The organism is Halomonas sp. SpR1 (assembly GCF_031010175.1).
Lineage (GTDB): Bacteria > Pseudomonadota > Gammaproteobacteria > Pseudomonadales > Halomonadaceae > Vreelandella.
The window spans coordinates 40,857-57,535 of record NZ_JAUAMB010000004.1 but is presented as its reverse complement, the minus strand read 5'-3'; the positions used below and the strand labels follow the sequence as shown (position 1 = coordinate 57,535).

The window sequence follows — 16,679 nt, the reverse complement described above, 5'->3', positions numbered from 1 at the left end:
GATATCACCCCTTTTTGGCCGCTTTCTTTTTAGCGTGGTGAGCTTCCCAAGCGGCCATCTGCTCCGGCGTGGCGGGGGGCTGATAAAGCTCCTTCCATTCGCTGTACGGCATACCGTAAACGTACTCTCGGGCCTCTTCGTAGTTGAGGCTTTCATCCCGCGCTTCCGCGGCACTGACCAGCCATTTGGATAAGCAGTTGCGGCAAAAGTCCGCCAGAATCATCAGGTCGATATTCTGGACATCTTTGTTGTCGTCCAGATGCTGTAGCAGGCGCCGAAACGCGGCGGCTTCAAGCTCGGTGCGCGTAGCTGGGTCTAAATCATCAAACGCTGACATAACCTTCCTCTCATAAATGACGTTTGGTTATTGAGTAATTTAAGGTGAAGCATAACAAAAGACACCGCCAAAAGGCGGTGTCTTCGCGACCATTACGAACGTATCAACTGGTTCGCGTCGCGGACGGATCAGCACTGCCGCCCGATGATTTGCGAGCCGCCACTTCTTGTTCCGATAGCGTTTGGTCTTTGACCTCTTCGTACCACAAATTGTGATGCTCTTTGGCCCAGGTCTCGTCCACGTAGCCCGTGGTCATACCCTCTAGCGCGCCTTCGGTGCCCAGCGTGCCGATATAGATATGCCCTAAGGAAACCGCGGTAAGGCCCAGTGCACCCACTGCGTGGATAATATTCGCCCACTGCATGGTGTCACGGCTCTGGTCGAAGTTGGGGAAGTCGAGTACAAAGCCACTGGCAACCACGAGAATACCGACCGTCGCCAGTATCCAGTACCAGGCTTTCTCACCACCGTTGGCAAAACCCGCGTCGACATGCTTTTTACCAATCATGCCGCCGCCCTTCTTAAACCACACCCAGTCGTGCTTTTTGGGAATATTTTCTTTGATCAAACTCACTAGCAGTATGACCAGCAAGACACCAAAGATCGGCCCCAGGTAGTTATGCAGCACTTTTGTGGCCGCAATCATCCAAGCCCAAACCCCATCGCCAAACAGTGGGCGGAACACAAACTTGCCAAATAGCAGTGTCATCCCGGTCAGCGCCAGAACGATAAATAGCGTCGCTACCGTCCAGTGCAGCGCACGTTTCATTAGCGTCCAACGCAAGAGCAGGCGACCGGTACGCGGCGCCTCAAGCTCCTTACGCCCAACGATGAAGTAGAACAGCGCGATCAGCGCCGCCATGCCAAATACCGCAATCAAACCAAACGGCGACACCCAGCGGTTGCGAATCTGCCGCCAGGTTTCACCGCTTGCATTGATCAGGCTGTAGTTACTATCAGCACGTGAATCACGGTAGTTAGGCCCGGTCTCTCCACTGCGTACCTGGCGCCACTGGTCAGCGGTAATGCCGGGGGCAGCAGTGGTCATTTCGCGATCAGGATCCGCCTGCGCAACAGCCACTTGTGTGAAGCCGAGGCTTAGCACTAGAGCAAGCGCCACCAGCATAAAGCGCCAAATCAGGGCGAGCCCTTTACCTGAATACGGCGCCCCACCGGGCGCCTGTGCAGTCAACAGGTTCATGACACGCCTCCTTACCCTTTATGGGCAGCATCATAGGCTAGGTTGTCGGCACTGGCCTGTGGGTTATTCGACCAGGCGCCATCTTTGTGGCCACGATGGACGACGCGCTGGCGGAAGATGTCCGCAACGTCTTGGGCATCACCGGCGAGCAGCGCTTTGGTGGAGCACATCTCGGCACATAGCGGCAGCTTACCTTCGGCGATACGGTTGGAGCCGTACTTCTGGTACTCCTCTTCTTTGCTTTCGGCCGGGCCGCCCGCGCAGAAGGTGCATTTGTCCATCTTGCCGCGCTCACCGAACGCATCCTGCTGGGGAAACTGCGGAGCGCCAAACGGGCAGGCGTAGAGGCAGTAGCCGCAGCCGATGCAGAGGTCTTTGTCGTGCAGCACGATGCCGTCATCGGTTTTGTAGAAGCAGTCGGTCGGGCAAACGGCCATACACGGCGCGTCGTCGCAGTGCATACAGGCGACGGAAATGGACATTTCACTCGCTTCACCGTCGTTGAGCGTGACCACGCGGCGGCGCTGAATGCCCCACTCAACATCGTTGGCATTCTTACACGCGGTGACGCAGCCGTTGCATTCGATGCAGCGTTCGGCGTCACACATAAATTTCATTTGAGCCATGGTGTTCTCCTCATGCCGGTGCGGGATGGCTCCCGCACCGTCGTGCTGTCAGGTCGGTCGGGGCTTTCTTATTAAACTTAAGCCCGCTCAATGCGGCAGATGGTGCACTTGGTCTCTTGCATCAGTGTCACCGGGTCGTAACCGTAGGTGGTCGCGGTGTTGGCCGCTTCACCGATGATGTACGGATCCGATCCATCTGGATAACGATCACGCAGGCTTTCGCCCTGGAACATGCCGCCAAAGTGGAACGGCATAAACGCCACGTTGCGGTCGACCCGAGGTGTAACCAACGCTTTGACTTTCACGCGGCCACCCTCTGCCCCTTCAACCCAGACATCGTCGCCATCCTTGATACTCAGATCGTTGGCGTTCGCCGGGTTAATTTCGACAAACATCTCCTGCTGTAACTCGGCCAGCCACGACATGGAGCGCGTCTCCTCCCCGCCACCTTCGTACTCAACCAGACGCCCAGAGGTGAGAATGATTGGGTAATCGCCGCTGTTATCGCGATCCTGGATGGTTTTGTACATGGTTGGCAGGCGCATGATGGAGTCGAAATCGTCCCAAGTTGGGAAGCGTTCAACCAAATCACGGCGCGTGGTGTAGAGCGGCTCGCGGTGCTTCGGCACCTGGTCGGGGAACGTCCAGACCACGGCGCGTGCCTTGGCGTTGCCGTAGGGCGCACAACCATGCTCAATGGTGACCCGCTGGATACCGCCAGAGAGGTCGGTTTTCCAGTTTTTGCCTTCCGCCGCCTGCTTTTCTTCCGCGGTAAGGTCGTCCCACCAGCCTAAATCTTTAAGCAGTTGGTCGTTGAACTCTGGATAGCCGTCATCGATATCGCCGCCTACCGGCGCTGAACCTTCCGCCAGAAGGTTAACGCCATCGCGTTCGATACCGAAACGGGCACGGAAGCCCATGCCACCTTCCATCACCGGCACGCTGGTATCGTAAAGATTGGGCGAGCCCGGGTGGTTAAACTCAGGCGTACCCCAGCAGGGCCACGGCAAGCCGTAGTAATCACCGTCCGCCGGGCCACCCTCTGCGCGCAGATTCTCGAAGCTGAAGGTGTGCCAGTTTTGCTGGTGCTCTTTGAGACGCTCTGGGCTTTGTCCGGTGTAGCCTACCGTCCACATACCGCTGTTGATTTCGCGCAGAATATCTTCGATCAGCGGCTCATCGCCGTTCATCTGATAGTTCTTGACCAGCTCATTACCAAAGCCCAGTTTACGGGCAAACAGGTACATGATTTCGTGGTCAGGCTTGGACTCAAATAGTGGCTCAATGACGCGATCACGCCACTGAATCGAACGGTTAGTCGCCGTGACACTTCCAGTGGTTTCGAACTGGGTCGCCGCTGGCAGCAGGTAAACGCCGTCGCTACGGTCATGCATAACAGCAGCTACGGTGGGATAAGGGTCAACGATGACCATCATCTCCAGCTTCTGCATGGCTTTTTGCATCTCGACGCCGCGAGTCTGGGAGTTAACCGCGTGGCCCCAGTAGAACATCGCTTTCAGCGCGGTACGCTGGGAGATGTTTTCGTCCTCTTCGAGCACGCCATCGACCCAGCGCGATACGGTAATACCGGCGGTGTACATCGGCTTGCCGTCGGCGTACTCGGTATCGTCATAGCGGCCTTTTAGCCACTCGTAGTCGAGATCCCACACCTGCGCCCAGTGCTGCCAGGCACCTTCCGCCAAACCGTAGTAACCCGGCAGTGAGTCGCAGCCAAGGCCAAGGTCGGTCGCCCCCTGCACGTTATCGTGGCCACGCAGGATATTAGCGCCGCCGCCTGCCACACCGATATTCCCCAGCGCCAGTTCAAGAATGCAGTAAGCGCGGGTATTGTTGTTACCGGTGGTGTGCTGGGTGCCGCCCATACACCAGACCACACAGCCAGGCCGATTGTCGGAGAGGCGTTTGGCGACATCGTACATCTCGGCTTCGGGGACGCCGGTGACTTCTTCTACAACGTTGGGCGGGAAGTTGGCGACTTCAGCGCGCACTTCATCCATACCGTAAACGCGTTGATTGATGTACTCGTTGTCTTCCCAGCCGTTATCAAAGATGTGCCACAGCAAGCCCCAAATATAGGCGACGTCCGAACCGGGACGTAGACGCACGTATTTGTTGGCCTTGGCGGCGGTGCGGGTAAAGCGCGGGTCGGCCACGATAATGTCGCAATTATTGCGCTCTTTGGCGATCAGAATGTGCTGCATCGCCACCGGATGCGCTTCACTGGGGTTAGAGCCAATGAACAGAATCGCCTTGCTGTTATGCATATCGTTGAGCGAGTTAGTCATCGCTCCATAACCCCAGGTATTCGCCACGCCCGCCACGGTGGTGGAGTGGCAAATACGCGCCTGGTGGTCGGTATTGTTGGTGCCCCACAGCGAGGCAAGCTTGCGCATTAAATACGCCTGCTCGTTGCTGAACTTCGCCGAACCCAGCCAGTAAACGCTGTCCGGGCCGTGCTCTTCGCGCAGTTCAAGCAGCTTGTCGCCAATCTCGTTAATGGCGTCATCCCAGCTCATGCGTTCCCACTCACCCGCGACCAGCTTCATCGGGTACTTGAGGCGCCGCGTGGAGTGACCGTGCTGGCGCAGCGAAGCGCCCTTCGCGCAGTGCGCACCACGGTTGATGGGGTGATCGAACGCCGGCTCCTGCTTCGTCCAAATGCCCTCTTGAACTTCGGCATACACGCCACAACCCACTGAACAGTGGGAGCAGATGGTGCGTTTGGTCTCGACCGGCGAGTCCAGCACGGGTGTTTTGTCAGCGGCTTCTGAGCGCCGCATCATGGGCGCACCCATAAAACCAACGGCAGCCACACCGCCGGTGGCAGCACCGCTGCGTTTGAGGAACTGGCGACGGGAAATACCCAGCCCGGAGGCCTTGGGGGTGTCTGTTTTGCGAGTTAAGCGCATGGCAAATCTCCTGGTATTCCGCCGTCAGTCACGCAGCGAGGCGTAATAAGCACGGACGTGATCAGTCTCACGGTAGTTAACCGATGGTTTTTCGTTTTTCACCGGGGCAGTCTCGGCCTGGGCCAGAGTGACATGGCCGACCGCCGCTGCAGCGCCAGCAGCGGCGGTTCCCAACCCGATGGTTTTCATAAACCGGCGGCGCTCAGGGTTATGTAATGGTTGCTGTGACGGCTGCATGGGTTTCTCCTCTTGCATGCTTTTTATACGGGTCTTTTTATGCTTTTTTTGCTTTTGCTGATTTTTGCTTTTACTAATTTTTTTATGGAGCCTCCGCTAAGGTTCAACGATCCGCACCGGTGTGTGGCCCACATCAACGCTTAAGCGAGCCTGCTCACTCTGCATAAAAGCGCTACCTAACTGCCCCAGCGCTGCATAGAAAGCGGTGTCTACCTGTCCCAGATCGGCAAAACAGTCGGCCGCCCAGGGCGCTAAATGTTGGCTAAAGAAATAGCCCTGCTCTGCGCTTTCGGCGTCAATCAACATCGCCATGACTTCACACAGAGCCGCCAAGTGATCTTCAGGGTCACGGGTGTGCTCACTGCGTTCAAAGCCGAGTACTTTCAGGTCTTTACGTAACGCGACCAGCGCAGCTTCCATTAATTCGCCATTGCGGTACCAGGAGGCGTAGGGCACCACTTCACCTTGAATCACGCCCACCAGGAGGCGAAAGTGGGCTCTCTGCAGTTGCTCTACGTTGGCATTCTGGGCGGCGATGGCCAGCGCTTGCCAGCATTCCGCCAAACGGCTGCCATCTTGCTCGATAGCCAACTCAGCCAGCCAATCCAGCAATTCCGTGTCCGGCGCTTGGCGCAATAGCGTGGCTAATAGCCGGTAGATATCGGCGCGTAGCGCATCCGCTTCTTTAAGCGTGGGCAGTGCATCCGTCATCGGCTTATACCTTCAGTTGCGCGTCAGGGTCGCGAATCATGGTTTTCCACACATCTTTTACCCGGCAGTCTTCACACATTTCCAGACGGATCATTGCCTCACCGGCAAAGTAAGGGTGGTTAGCAAGTTTCTGTTTAATCGTCGCTACCGTGCTGACAGTGGCAAACGGCTTACCACAGCTGATGCACTCAAACGCCGCCTCTTCATGGCAAATCTGGCGCGTCTCGCGGGCATTGGAGGCGAGGAAGCCGGGCATCAGAGTGATCGCATTCTCTGGGCAAGCCTGTTCACACAGGCCGCACTGCACGCAGTCCGCTTCAAGGAAGCTCAGCGCGGGCGTTTTCCCACCCGACTTCAGCGCCGGGGTTGGGCAGTTACTGACACAGGCGTGGCACAGCGTGCAGGCATCGCTATCGACCTGAATCGCACCGTAGGCAGCGCCAACCGGCACTTCAGCCCGTTCGCCGCTGGGGTTTCCCAGCTCGGCCAGCCGCGCCAAAACGTGGTTCAAACGCGCACGCTTTTCTGGCTCGGGTAGGCTCAACGGCGCTTCTGTCAACGGCGTTAGCGTCGGTAACGCATCACGGGCGGCGCCATCGGCTATCTCGATCAGTTTTACGCGCGCGCTGTCATGGCCCAAGGCGTCCAGCAATGCATGAGCTTGGGCAACCTGATCGAGCAAAAAAGCGCTCAAGCGGGCGGGCATATTGGGGTGAAGCTGGATACGCACTTCGGCGGCACCGGCGGCCAGGGCGGTTAGCCATTGGTCGTGACCCGCTGCTCCCAGCTCTTCTAACGGGGCGTCAATCACATGGCCTGCGGGCACGATACCAGCAGCCCGTTCGGCGTCCTGCGAATCATGGGTAATAAAACGCAGCACCGGCACCTGGCCGCCTGCTTCACGGTAGGCGCTCAACCAAGCGGAGAGCGTATCCTGCTGGCGGCGCGTTTCCGGAAGGCGGAATTCGATAGCACCGGTGGGGCAGGCGCTGGTGCAACTGCCGACGCCTTGGCAAAGAAAGGGATCAATCTCAATGTGAGACTCAATCCGCCCCTTAATGCTGGAAATAGCATCCGCCGGGCAGACGTCCAAACAGCGGGTGCAGCCAATATTGCCGCTGGTGGAGTGGGCGCATAAGTCGCTATTGACCTGGAAGTAGCGCGGCTTGTCGAATTCGCCCACCAGCCCTACAAAATCGTCGAGAGTGTCGCTGCGCTGCTCAACATTCTGCCACTGCATCACCACATAGCCAGGTGGCGGCAACTCCCAGCGCTGGGTGTGGGTAGTCGCAGCAAGGTCAAGGATTAGGTCAAAGCCGTCGCGCTGAATCAATGCACGGGCAAGATTCAGCGGTGAATCGCCGTCGTCAAGCTGGACGCTAAAAGCCCCCAGATAACCGTTGATACGCAGGTGGCTGAGCTGTTCCTGGGTCAATGTCTGGGTGATCAGCGGCTCGCTAGCTCCGAGAGTGTCATCTCCCGGACTGTTCGACTCAGTAACTAACAGCGTCAGCGATGCTAGGCCGCGCCCTTGAAGCGCGCGAGCGGCTGGATAAACGTCATCGGCCGACCCTATTAACAGCGCATGACCGCGGCTGTGATAGGTCACATTGGCAGGCGTCAGGTTAGCGGGCCAAGAGATACGCTGGCGTACCGTCTCCCGAGCCTCGGCATTGCGCTGGTCGTCTACCGACGCCAGTTGGATTCGTTGGTTCATGCGTTCTCACGGTCAGGTGAATAATTCTTATTATAATTTTGAGTTATATTATTTAACTATTGTGGCATAACAATGCGTTGACGCTAAGTTCAGCCTATGGCGAAATCCATAATTTGCCAACCTGATTACCGTCAACGCTGCCAACGCTAGGGATCTATTGCATTGCTAAGCTTTTGAATTTCATCGACTTATTGTCAATCTCATGTTTTCGTCTTAGTACCTGATAAATAATCAGACTGGTCGTCTAGCGGCGCTTTTTTTACAGTGTTGTCACTGTCAGCGCAAGACTTTGAGGACTCTTCCTCTAACGTCACCGCTTGCTCATTTGTCTGCTCGTCAGCTGTCAGCTCTTTGTGAGGCTCGGGTTCGGCGTCCTCTAGCGACTTATCAACGACCTCTTCCACTTTATGTGTCCAGCGGCGTAGTTGGCTGGCGAGCTCGGAGCCCATGGGCTTCAACAGTTTATTATAGTCGGCGTCATAGTCATCCAGACCGTCGCGGACGTTGTAGTTGCCGGTCGCCCATAGCCGTTTCAATGCTTGCCTGCGTAAAGGGCCGCTTACTCCCGGTGCCATAAAAGCGCTGAAGTCGCTGCCCGCTGCCAATGTATTTGGATCAGGCAATGTATGGTCGAGACTGCCGGGTTCTGGTTCTCGTTCTGGGTCTGGCGGTGTTTCAGGTGCCTGTTGCGGCTGCTCGGTCTCGTTATAAGCCGCAGCATTCGGCTCCTCGGACGTTTCATCACTGGGTGCGCCCGCGGGTGGCTCGTCATTTTGCGTTGGCAGATTACGCTTAAGCCGCGACCAGCGTTCCAAACGACTCATTTTGGTTGCTCCTTGGTGGGCGTCTCTTTCGCCCGCCCTGCCCCTTTGCGTTTCTTCTTACGCATTTCCAGCGGTGCTTCGCCGTGGCGCGCGAGGTAGCTCTCAATCCAGATCTGAATAGCCATGGGCATGGGCGCTTCGAGCACCTGCTGTTCGCCATCCATCCAACCCGCCGCCACATCCTGGCTGGCGGTGATAGCGTCAGGTTTGGGGGGTTGGCCAGTGAATCCAGCCCGCACAAATAAACGCGAGGTAGCGGAGGTTAAGTTAAAACGGTAGGCAGCACGCTCGGTCATCGACAGTTGTAGGTTAAGCACATGCTCACCCTGATCAGACAGCGCAAGCTCAGCAATGCGCCACTGGGTTAGGCTAAAGCGCCCCACCTGCTTGGCTTCGGCAATCAAGGTAATACTGACTGGGCGTAGGTTATCACTCATTACATCAGACCTTTTGCCATAAACGGATAGCGCTTGAATAGGTAGACAAGTAAGCCTCCCCGGCGCCATCATCGTCAACCCTGTCGTTTTGCGAGAACCGTTTTGCGAGGATTCGCCATGCCCGCCCTTCAGCCCGCTCTTCAGATAAGCCGAGCCCGCTTGCCAGCCACCACCGAGATCAGCATCGTCGATGAGTATGGCGATGCCCGCCAGCAGGCGATTGCCGCTGAAAGAGCGTTGACGGTCTACCTCAATAAACGTGAAATTGTCACGCTGATGACACTGGGCGACGATCCGGAAGCCTTAGTCGTTGGCTATCTGCGCAATCAGGGGCTGCTGCGCGCTGCAGACGATTTGCAGGCAGTCCAGGTCGACTGGGAGGTCGAAGCGGCGGTGGTGGTTACCCGGCATCTGCCCGAAGATCTGGAAGCACGGTTGAGTACCCGCACGGTGACCACCGGCTGCGGCCAAGGCACGGTATTTGGTAAACTGCTTGATCAAACCGCGCTCACGAAGCTGCCTGCTACCCAGTTGGCCCAATCCACGCTCTATCAACTACTACAAAATCTTAACGCCTATAATGAGACGTATCGCAGCGCGGGCGCCGTTCACGGCTGTGCGTTGTGCCAGCAAACCGAGGTGCTTGATTTTGTAGAGGATGTGGGGCGGCATAACGCAGTGGATACCCTGGCGGGGCGCCAATGGTTGCAGCAGGCAGATAGTGCCAATGCGGATATCTTCTACACCACCGGGCGGCTAACGTCTGAGATGGTACTTAAAGTGGCCCAAATGGGCATAAGCGTGCTGGTATCGCGCTCGGGCGTCACCCAAAAAGGCGTCGAACTGGCCGAACGCTTTGGAGTGATGCTGATCGCCCGCGCCAAAGGCCGCCACTTTCAGGCGATCAATACCCAAAACCGTTTAGCGCTGGACGCGATCCCGTCGCGACCATCCCATGCCCGTTCTTCACAAGAATATCGCTCATCAACAAAGGCAAGCTCATGATCCCCTCTCACGACCTCACTGGCATGATTCTCGCTGGCGGCGAAGGGCGCCGAATGGGCGGCCGAGACAAAGGGCTTGAACCTTTTGCAGGCCTGCCGCTAGTCGGCCATGTGGTCAAGCGCCTTGAAGGCCAGGTGGCCGAGCTAGTGATTAACGCCAACCGCAATGCCGACGCTTACCGCTTTTTCGCTGATCGGGTAATTGCAGATGCTGAAGGCGGCTTTAAAGGTCCGCTGATGGGCATCTATAGCGGTCTGCGCGCGGCAAACACCCCCTGGTTACTGGTAGTCCCCTGCGACTCCCCTGCGCTGCCCGACGATTTAGTAGCGCGGATGGTGGCCGGCATCGCCTCAGAGAACGGCGAGCATGACATCGCCGTGGCCTTTGACGGTGAACGGCTGCACCCGGTGGTTGCGCTATTGCGCACTTCGCTTGCCGATGATTTGGCCGCTACCTTGGCCGAAGGGGAGCGTAAGATCGACCGCTGGTACGCCCGCCACGACTGGTGCAAAGTCGATATGTCGGACTGCCCCGACGCTTTTGCCAATCTCAATACCGAAGAGGAGAAGCTGCGTCTGGAAAAGGTACTCATGGGATCTTCCAGCAAGGAGGTAAAATGACCCTCTCCTGCTTTGACCTGGGCGAACAGATGCTTAGCGTTGACGAAGCGCGTCAGTCGCTTGCCACTCTTATTGAGCGCCCGCTGGGAATTGAGCAGATCCCATTGGCGCAGGCCCACGGCCGCCGCTTGGCGGCAACTGTTCATGCTCCCATTAACGTGCCGCAAAACACCAATGCAGCCATGGACGGCGTGGCGTTAGCCTTGCCGAGAGAAGGGGTCGGGGCCAAGCAAACCCATTGGCCGCTGGCAGGTGAGGTGTTGGCCGGGCAGTATCGCCGCGAGCTGGTGCCTGCCGGGCACTGTGTACGCATCACCACCGGCGCCCCATTGCCGCCCGGCACCGATACAGTGGTGATGAGTGAACAGCTGCGTGCCCCCCATGAAGAGCAGCCAGCGCATGTCATCATTGAGTCGCCGGAGCTCCTCAAACACGGCCAACACGTTCGCCAGGCCGGTGAAGATATTGCCATTGGTGATACCGCTATGCCTGAGGGGGCACGGCTTGATGCGGCCTCCCTCGGGCTTTTAGCCTCCTTGGGCTATGCCGAAATAACGGTTTACCGACGCCCGAAGGTCGCAATCTTCTCCACCGGCAATGAAGTCACTGCGCCTGGCGAGCCGCTACCCAAGGCAGGCATTTACGACGCCAACCGATTTACGCTGATGGGCCTGCTGACCGAACAGGGCGCCGAGGTGATTGACCTGGGCATTCTGCCGGATGATTTAACAGCGACTAAAACAGCCCTTGAAAACGCCGCCAAGCAGAGCGACCTGGTGATTACCAGCGGCGGCGTATCGGTGGGCCAAGCTGACTTTACCCGCGATGCCCTTGAACAACTGGGTCGTTTGGCCTTCTGGCGGGTAGCGCTGCGCCCTGGGCGCCCTATGGTCTGCGGTTGGCTAGGTGCTGCGCGCACACCGTTTGTTGGCTTACCCGGCAATCCGGTGGCGGTCATGGTAACCTTTCTACAGTTTGTAAAGCCGCTCTTGGATCGGCTTTATGGACTGCCACTGTCGTCACCTCATCGTCTTACTGCGATTGCCGATAACGCTTTAAAAAGCCGCTTCAAACGCACTGACTTTATTCGCGGCATTTACCATACTGATGAGCAAGGGCAGCTACACGTGCGTAGTACCGGCGCCCAGGGTTCGGGCATTTTAACCTCGATGGTGGCAGCTAACTGTTTGATTGAGCTTGCCGATGACCAAGACGGCGCCCAACCAGGCGAGGTAGTCAGCATACAACCACTAACGGGATGGCTATGAGCGAGCAACGAACCGCACATCAACAGTCTCAGCCGCTGGCTAACCAGCAACTGATCGACGACTTTGGTCGGCGCATTAGTTACGTGCGCATCTCGGTCACCGATCGCTGCGATTTTCGCTGCGTGTACTGCATGAGCGAGGAGATGACCTTTCTGCCCCGCGCCCAGGTACTGACGCTGGAAGAGATCGCCATGGTAGCGCGCGCCTTCACCGAGCTTGGGGTTGAGAAGATTCGCCTTACCGGGGGCGAGCCACTGGTACGTCGCGGCATTGAGCAACTTGTCGATGAGATTGGCGCCATGCCAGGCCTTAATGACTTCACCATGACCACCAACGGCGCCAGCCTGCGCAAGCACGCCAAGCAGCTTTACGCCAGCGGCCTACGGCGGCTGAATATCAGCCTGGATTCACTGGATGCGGAGCGCTTTAGGCAACTCACCCGTACCGGTGATCTAGCCAAGGTGATCGACGGCATTCACGCCGCCCAGGAAGCGGGCTTTAAGCGTATCAAGCTTAATGCGGTGATTTTGAAAGGCCGCAACGACGACGAAGTCATCGACCTGGTCACCTTCGCCCGTCAGGAAAATCTCGATATTAGCTTTATCGAAGAGATGCCGCTGGGCGACGTTTCCGACCACTCTCGGGCGGAAACCTTTTACTCCAGCGATGACGTACAGACGCTGATTGAGTCCCGCTACCCGTTGATTCCCACGACCGAAACCACTCCTGGGCCGTCTCGCTACTTCAAAATGGCGGATAGCGACAGTCGGGTAGGCTTTATCTCCCCCCATAGCCACAATTTTTGTGATACCTGCAACCGGGTACGGGTGACCGTGGAAGGCCGTTTGCTGCTCTGTCTAGGCAACGAACACTCGGTGGATTTGCGCGCTGTGCTGCGCCGCCAACCCGGTAATATGCAGGCGCTGAAAGAGGCTATTATCAACGCCCTGCCGCTTAAGCCGGAGCGCCACCACTTCACTACCGATGGCGATGTGCAGGTAGTACGCTTTATGAATATGACAGGGGGCTAGGCGTTGGCTGGGTCAGAAAGAAAGACCACGCGAAAAGTGCCGGTGCATATCATTACCGGTTTTCTTGGTAGCGGTAAAACCACGCTTATCCACAGCCTGATTGAGCAGAAGCCTGTGGATGAAAAGTGGGCCATCCTGGTCAACGAATTTGGTCAAATCGGTATTGACCAAGCTATGTTTGACGCCCGTGACGATGTGGTGGTGAAAGGCCTGCCAGGCGGCTGTCTGTGCTGCCAGCTCGCTTTTGTGCTGCAAGCGGCGCTGGTCAATCTACTCGCCCGCAGCAAACCCGACCGGGTAATTATCGAGCCCTCTGGCCTTGGCCACCCGGCCGGCCTGCTGGATCTCCTGCGCGGCGAAGCCTTTCATGAGGTGGTGGAAGTGCGCGATATTATTGCTACCCTCGACCCACGACGAATGGACGACACCCGCGCCCTGCAGCACGACACCTTCCGCGACCAGCTCGATATGGCAGACGCCGTAGCGCTCACCATGCTCGACCAGAGCACGCCCGAACAGCGCAGCGCTGCCCACGCTTTCGTGGCTGAGCGCTGGCCGCCGCGCAAATGGGTGCAGGAGGCGACTCAAGGCGAACTGCCACTGGCACTATTGATGCACAGTGGAAGCGCTGAAGCGAGGGATATCAGCGTCCCCGTCAGCCATCAACAGTTGGCGGCAACACCCAGCCTGGAGGGCACGTTTTTTGACTTCCCTCCCCCTCCCGGCAAGCCTCAGCGCGAAACCGGCACCTCGCTGGGTTACACCAGTACGGGGTTGCGTTGGCACCCAAGCGAGCGCTTTGACCTGGATCGCCTAGCCAACTGTTTGGGAGAACTGCCCCAGCAAGCGCGCATTAAAGGCGTGTTTCATACTGATAGCGGCTGGAAACGACTTAACCGCGCTGATGGCGCCTTAAGCATCGAAACCAGCGCCTGGCGGCAAGACTCCCGGCTGGAAGTTATCCTTCCCGATACCGCCCCCGCTATCGATATAGAAGGTCGGCTCTGCTCGCTAACACTGGGTTAATCGCCAATAACCAACCTCTCAATGGCCGCTGCGGCGACCGGACGCCCAAACAGATAGCCTTGGTAGGCGTGGCAGTCGTGGGCCAGTAGCCATGCTTGCTGCGCCTTGGTCTCTACTCCTTCCGCTATGACCTCTAGATTGAGGCTCTCTGCCAGGGCAATAGTACTCTCCACAATCGCCGCGTTAGCCTGACTATCAAGCACCTGCTGGACAAAGGATTGGTCGATTTTAAGCTGATCCAGCGGCAGTTGGGCTAAATAAGCCAGTGACGAGTAACCGGTGCCGAAATCATCCAGCGAGAAGCGTACACCCCGCGCTTTAAGGGTGAGCATTTTATCCCGCGCGTCATCCCGCGCTTCCACAAACAGTGACTCGGTCACTTCCAGCTTTAGCTGCTGCAGGGGCGGCTGGGTACGCGCAAAAACCCCCTCGACTCGGGACAGAAATTGCTCATCGCGAAACTGGAGCGGACTGATATTCACCGATATGGTCAATTGACTTAGTCGAGGGTGCTGCGCCCAACGTGCTAATTGATAGCAGGCGTCCTCCAATACCCATTCGCCCACATCGTTTATTAGCCCAGTGTTTTCTAACAACGGAATGAAATCACCCGGCGAGACCATACCGCGTTCGGGATGATGCCAGCGCAGTAGCGCTTCCACGCCGGTAATTCTGCCGTGGTGATCCACCTGGGGCTGATAATAAAGCTGCCACTGCTGGTAAACCTGGGCTTGGCGTAGATCCGCCTCTAATTTTACATGGGCCAGTAGCGCAGCCTGCATTGAGGGATCAAAAAAGCACACGCCATGGCGTCCGTTACTCTTGGCCTGAAAAAGCGCCATATCCACCTGCTGCAGATAATCATCAACGCTGTACTCATTGCTCGCCATAATCGCGATGCCGATACTCCCCGTCACCGTAACACCCTCTTCGGCAAGGGTGATTGGCGTATTTAGGGTTGCCAGCAATTTATGCGCGATACGCTCTGCAAGCCGGGTAGTTTGGGCGTAATTACTATCAACACCTTCAATTAATACCGCAAACTCATCGCTCCCCAGGCGCGCCAAGGTGTCGGTATCGCGCAACATTTGGCCCATCCGTCTTGCAACGCTCTGTAACACCTGGTCTCCCGCATAGTGACCCAGAGTGTCATTGATTTGCTTAAAGTTATCGATATCGATAAACAGTAGAGCGCCACACCGCTGATGGCGTTGGAGCTCCTTGAGAGCAGAGCCCATACGATCCATGAACAGCCGCCGGTTCGCCAACCCGGTTAGGGTGTCATAAAACGCCAACTGATGAATCTCCTGCTCAGCGGCTTTACGCTCGCTGATATCACTCATGGTGGCCACGTAGTGAGTTAAGGTGCCCTCATCACTGTAGACAGCGCTTATGGTTAGCCACTCGGGAAACAGTTCACCATTCTTACGCTGGTTCCATATCTCGCCTTCCCAGTTACCGGTTTTGATAACACGCTTCCATAAACGGCGATAAAAGGCTGAGTTTTGTAAGCCAGAATTGAACATGCGTGGGTTGCTTCCCACTATCTCGGCTTCGCTATAGCCGGTAATACGGCTAAAGGTCTCGTTAACCTTGAGAATGGTGCCCTGTGGATCGGTAATCAGAATACCTAAGTGTGTTTGGAAAGCGGCAGCGGCGATTTGCGCCTCGGCACGTGCCTGTTCCCGCTCCTCGATACGCTGGCGCAGTTGATGTGCTAACGCTAAACGGTTCAGGTAGTGGCGTGCCCCCCAAGCGCCCAGCAGGGCAATCACTGCCGTCACCAGTATTAAAATAAAAGCGCGCTGTCGCCACGCGGAAAGCAACTCATGGAGGTCAACTCCGACCACGGCCAGCATCGGATACTCGCCGACCCTGAGCATACGAAACAGCCGCTTACGGCCATCGATAGGTGAGTCAAAATTGATTGACCAAGTAGTCTCGCCACGGGCGAGCCACGCAGTCGTTTCTGGGCTCTCAATTTGACTGCCGGTGGTAAATTGCGCTTCTGGTATCGGGTAGCGGGCAATCAATTTTAAGCTGGGGTCGACCAGAGCAATACTTTCACCATCGTAGACACTCATCTGCTCAAGCGCGTCGGCAAATACTTCAGGCACAATGCTGGAGATCACCACGCCGGCAAACTCGCCGGTGGAGGTCTCCAATCGTCGGCCATGGTACAAATAGTAGCGTTGGTCGCTGGTAGACCAGTAAAGCGGGGTAATCAATTCCGTCTCCCCCGCGTGCTTAAAGGCATTAAAAAACACGGTATCGCTGATGTCAGTATCTGCTTTCCGGTTACCGCGGCCACTCGCCAGCACGCGTCCATCAGGGCCCAGAACAGCGATCTCATCCACCATGGGAACATAACGGGTCAAATTTTCTAATGAACGCTGAAGCGCCTCGGCGTTGTCCTTATCGGGCATCCCTTGCAGAGCTAGTAGTTCCGCAAGCCCAAACAGCGCTTGGCCGCTTTGTGCGAACACGCCTTTTGCCCACTCAGTGACCACGTTGGCACGGGCGGTAATACGCACCTCGGCGGCCTCAATTTCCTGCTTATGCTGTTCGCTAAGCAGCCAACTAAACAGCACCACCATAACGCACAGTGCTAACAGATATAACGCAATCACATGACGGCGCTGCTGACGGTAGGTCTTCGTCGCCTTCAGCACACCCTCATTGATATTAACGGAAGTAACAGACATCGCG

At 56.9% G+C, this 16,679-nt stretch carries 15 protein-coding genes; 5 read left to right on the top strand and 10 right to left on the bottom strand.

Going from position 1 to position 16,679, the window contains the following annotated elements:
• Positions 1 to 4: 4 nt before the first annotated feature.
• The 9 genes from QT231_RS04545 to QT231_RS04505 all read right to left on the bottom strand — a co-directional run bounded on the left by QT231_RS04545 (position 5) and on the right by QT231_RS04505 (position 9,020).
• Positions 5 to 337 carry a DUF1244 domain-containing protein gene (locus QT231_RS04545; RefSeq protein ID WP_308335738.1) on the bottom strand — a complete coding sequence of 111 codons (333 nt, stop codon included), beginning with the start codon at positions 335 to 337 and terminating at the stop codon, positions 5 to 7.
• A 103-nt stretch (positions 338 to 440) separates the two neighbouring features.
• Complete coding sequence (locus QT231_RS04540) at positions 441 to 1,538, bottom strand: formate dehydrogenase subunit gamma (RefSeq protein ID WP_308335737.1); 1,098 nt, start codon at positions 1,536 to 1,538, stop codon at positions 441 to 443.
• An 11-nt stretch (positions 1,539 to 1,549) separates the two neighbouring features.
• On the bottom strand, positions 1,550 to 2,164 hold the full coding sequence (gene fdh3B / locus QT231_RS04535; RefSeq protein ID WP_007112726.1) for a formate dehydrogenase FDH3 subunit beta: 615 nt from the start codon (positions 2,162 to 2,164) through the stop codon (positions 1,550 to 1,552).
• 77 nt (positions 2,165 to 2,241) lie between these two features.
• Positions 2,242 to 5,094: a molybdopterin-dependent oxidoreductase gene (locus tag QT231_RS04530; protein WP_308335736.1), complete on the bottom strand. Its 2,853-nt coding sequence runs from the start codon at positions 5,092 to 5,094 to the stop codon at positions 2,242 to 2,244.
• Positions 5,095 to 5,118: 24 nt separating this feature from the next.
• Positions 5,119 to 5,331 carry a twin-arginine translocation signal domain-containing protein gene (locus QT231_RS04525; protein ID WP_308335735.1) on the bottom strand — a complete coding sequence of 71 codons (213 nt, stop codon included), beginning with the start codon at positions 5,329 to 5,331 and terminating at the stop codon, positions 5,119 to 5,121.
• A 96-nt stretch (positions 5,332 to 5,427) separates the two neighbouring features.
• Positions 5,428 to 6,042: a molecular chaperone TorD family protein gene (locus QT231_RS04520; RefSeq protein WP_308335734.1), complete on the bottom strand. Its 615-nt coding sequence runs from the start codon at positions 6,040 to 6,042 to the stop codon at positions 5,428 to 5,430.
• A 4-nt stretch (positions 6,043 to 6,046) separates the two neighbouring features.
• Entirely contained in the window at positions 6,047 to 7,759 is a 1,713-nt protein-coding gene (locus QT231_RS04515; RefSeq protein ID WP_308335733.1) for a 4Fe-4S dicluster domain-containing protein, read from the bottom strand.
• 200 nt (positions 7,760 to 7,959) lie between these two features.
• Complete coding sequence (locus QT231_RS04510) at positions 7,960 to 8,583, bottom strand: DUF3306 domain-containing protein (RefSeq protein ID WP_308335732.1); 624 nt, start codon at positions 8,581 to 8,583, stop codon at positions 7,960 to 7,962.
• Positions 8,580 to 9,020 (bottom strand): DUF3305 domain-containing protein, encoded by a 441-nt coding sequence (locus QT231_RS04505; RefSeq protein ID WP_308335731.1) that lies wholly within the window; start codon positions 9,018 to 9,020, stop codon positions 8,580 to 8,582. Before QT231_RS04505 ends, QT231_RS04510 begins: the two co-directional genes overlap by 4 nt.
• Positions 9,021 to 9,137: 117 nt before the next feature.
• Between QT231_RS04505 and QT231_RS04500 the strand changes: the two genes are divergently transcribed.
• Genes QT231_RS04500 through QT231_RS04480 form a run of 5 tightly spaced genes read left to right on the top strand, consistent with a single transcriptional unit; the run spans position 9,138 to position 13,970 of the window.
• Positions 9,138 to 10,025: a formate dehydrogenase accessory sulfurtransferase FdhD gene (locus QT231_RS04500; protein ID WP_308335730.1), complete on the top strand. Its 888-nt coding sequence runs from the start codon at positions 9,138 to 9,140 to the stop codon at positions 10,023 to 10,025.
• Entirely contained in the window at positions 10,022 to 10,645 is a 624-nt protein-coding gene (gene mobA / locus QT231_RS04495; protein WP_308335729.1) for a molybdenum cofactor guanylyltransferase MobA, read from the top strand. The genes QT231_RS04500 and mobA overlap by 4 nt, the downstream gene beginning before the upstream one ends.
• Positions 10,642 to 11,913 (top strand): gephyrin-like molybdotransferase Glp, encoded by a 1,272-nt coding sequence (glp, locus tag QT231_RS04490; protein ID WP_308335728.1) that lies wholly within the window; start codon positions 10,642 to 10,644, stop codon positions 11,911 to 11,913. The genes mobA and glp overlap by 4 nt, the downstream gene beginning before the upstream one ends.
• Positions 11,910 to 12,944, top strand: a complete 1,035-nt coding sequence (gene moaA / locus QT231_RS04485; RefSeq protein WP_374694376.1) for a GTP 3',8-cyclase MoaA — start codon at positions 11,910 to 11,912, stop codon at positions 12,942 to 12,944. Before glp ends, moaA begins: the two co-directional genes overlap by 4 nt.
• A gap of 3 nt (positions 12,945 to 12,947) precedes the next feature.
• Complete coding sequence (locus tag QT231_RS04480) at positions 12,948 to 13,970, top strand: GTP-binding protein (RefSeq protein WP_308335726.1); 1,023 nt, start codon at positions 12,948 to 12,950, stop codon at positions 13,968 to 13,970.
• Here QT231_RS04480 and QT231_RS04475 read toward each other — a convergent pair.
• Complete coding sequence (locus QT231_RS04475; protein WP_308335725.1) at positions 13,967 to 16,675, bottom strand: EAL domain-containing protein; 2,709 nt, start codon at positions 16,673 to 16,675, stop codon at positions 13,967 to 13,969. The two genes, QT231_RS04480 and QT231_RS04475, sit on opposite strands and share 4 nt — an antisense overlap.
• Positions 16,676 to 16,679: the final 4 nt, after the last annotated feature.

What these genes read in the sequence shown, in the direction of transcription:
- QT231_RS04505 (WP_308335731.1), bottom strand. Translation starts at nt 9,020, where the DNA reads ATGAGTGATAACCTACGCCCAGTCAGTATTACCTTGATTGCCGAAGCC.
- moaA (WP_374694376.1), top strand. Translation starts at nt 11,910, where the DNA reads ATGAGCGAGCAACGAACCGCACATCAACAGTCTCAGCCGCTGGCTAAC.
- QT231_RS04520 (WP_308335734.1), bottom strand. Translation starts at nt 6,042, where the DNA reads ATGACGGATGCACTGCCCACGCTTAAAGAAGCGGATGCGCTACGCGCC.
- QT231_RS04540 (WP_308335737.1), bottom strand. Translation starts at nt 1,538, where the DNA reads ATGAACCTGTTGACTGCACAGGCGCCCGGTGGGGCGCCGTATTCAGGT.
- QT231_RS04515 (WP_308335733.1), bottom strand. Translation starts at nt 7,759, where the DNA reads ATGAACCAACGAATCCAACTGGCGTCGGTAGACGACCAGCGCAATGCC.
- QT231_RS04475 (WP_308335725.1), bottom strand. Translation starts at nt 16,675, where the DNA reads ATGTCTGTTACTTCCGTTAATATCAATGAGGGTGTGCTGAAGGCGACG.
- QT231_RS04510 (WP_308335732.1), bottom strand. Translation starts at nt 8,583, where the DNA reads ATGAGTCGTTTGGAACGCTGGTCGCGGCTTAAGCGTAATCTGCCAACG.
- QT231_RS04525 (WP_308335735.1), bottom strand. Translation starts at nt 5,331, where the DNA reads ATGCAGCCGTCACAGCAACCATTACATAACCCTGAGCGCCGCCGGTTT.
- fdh3B (WP_007112726.1), bottom strand. Translation starts at nt 2,164, where the DNA reads ATGGCTCAAATGAAATTTATGTGTGACGCCGAACGCTGCATCGAATGC.
- mobA (WP_308335729.1), top strand. Translation starts at nt 10,022, where the DNA reads ATGATCCCCTCTCACGACCTCACTGGCATGATTCTCGCTGGCGGCGAA.
- QT231_RS04545 (WP_308335738.1), bottom strand. Translation starts at nt 337, where the DNA reads ATGTCAGCGTTTGATGATTTAGACCCAGCTACGCGCACCGAGCTTGAA.
- QT231_RS04500 (WP_308335730.1), top strand. Translation starts at nt 9,138, where the DNA reads ATGCCCGCCCTTCAGCCCGCTCTTCAGATAAGCCGAGCCCGCTTGCCA.
- QT231_RS04530 (WP_308335736.1), bottom strand. Translation starts at nt 5,094, where the DNA reads ATGCGCTTAACTCGCAAAACAGACACCCCCAAGGCCTCCGGGCTGGGT.
- glp (WP_308335728.1), top strand. Translation starts at nt 10,642, where the DNA reads ATGACCCTCTCCTGCTTTGACCTGGGCGAACAGATGCTTAGCGTTGAC.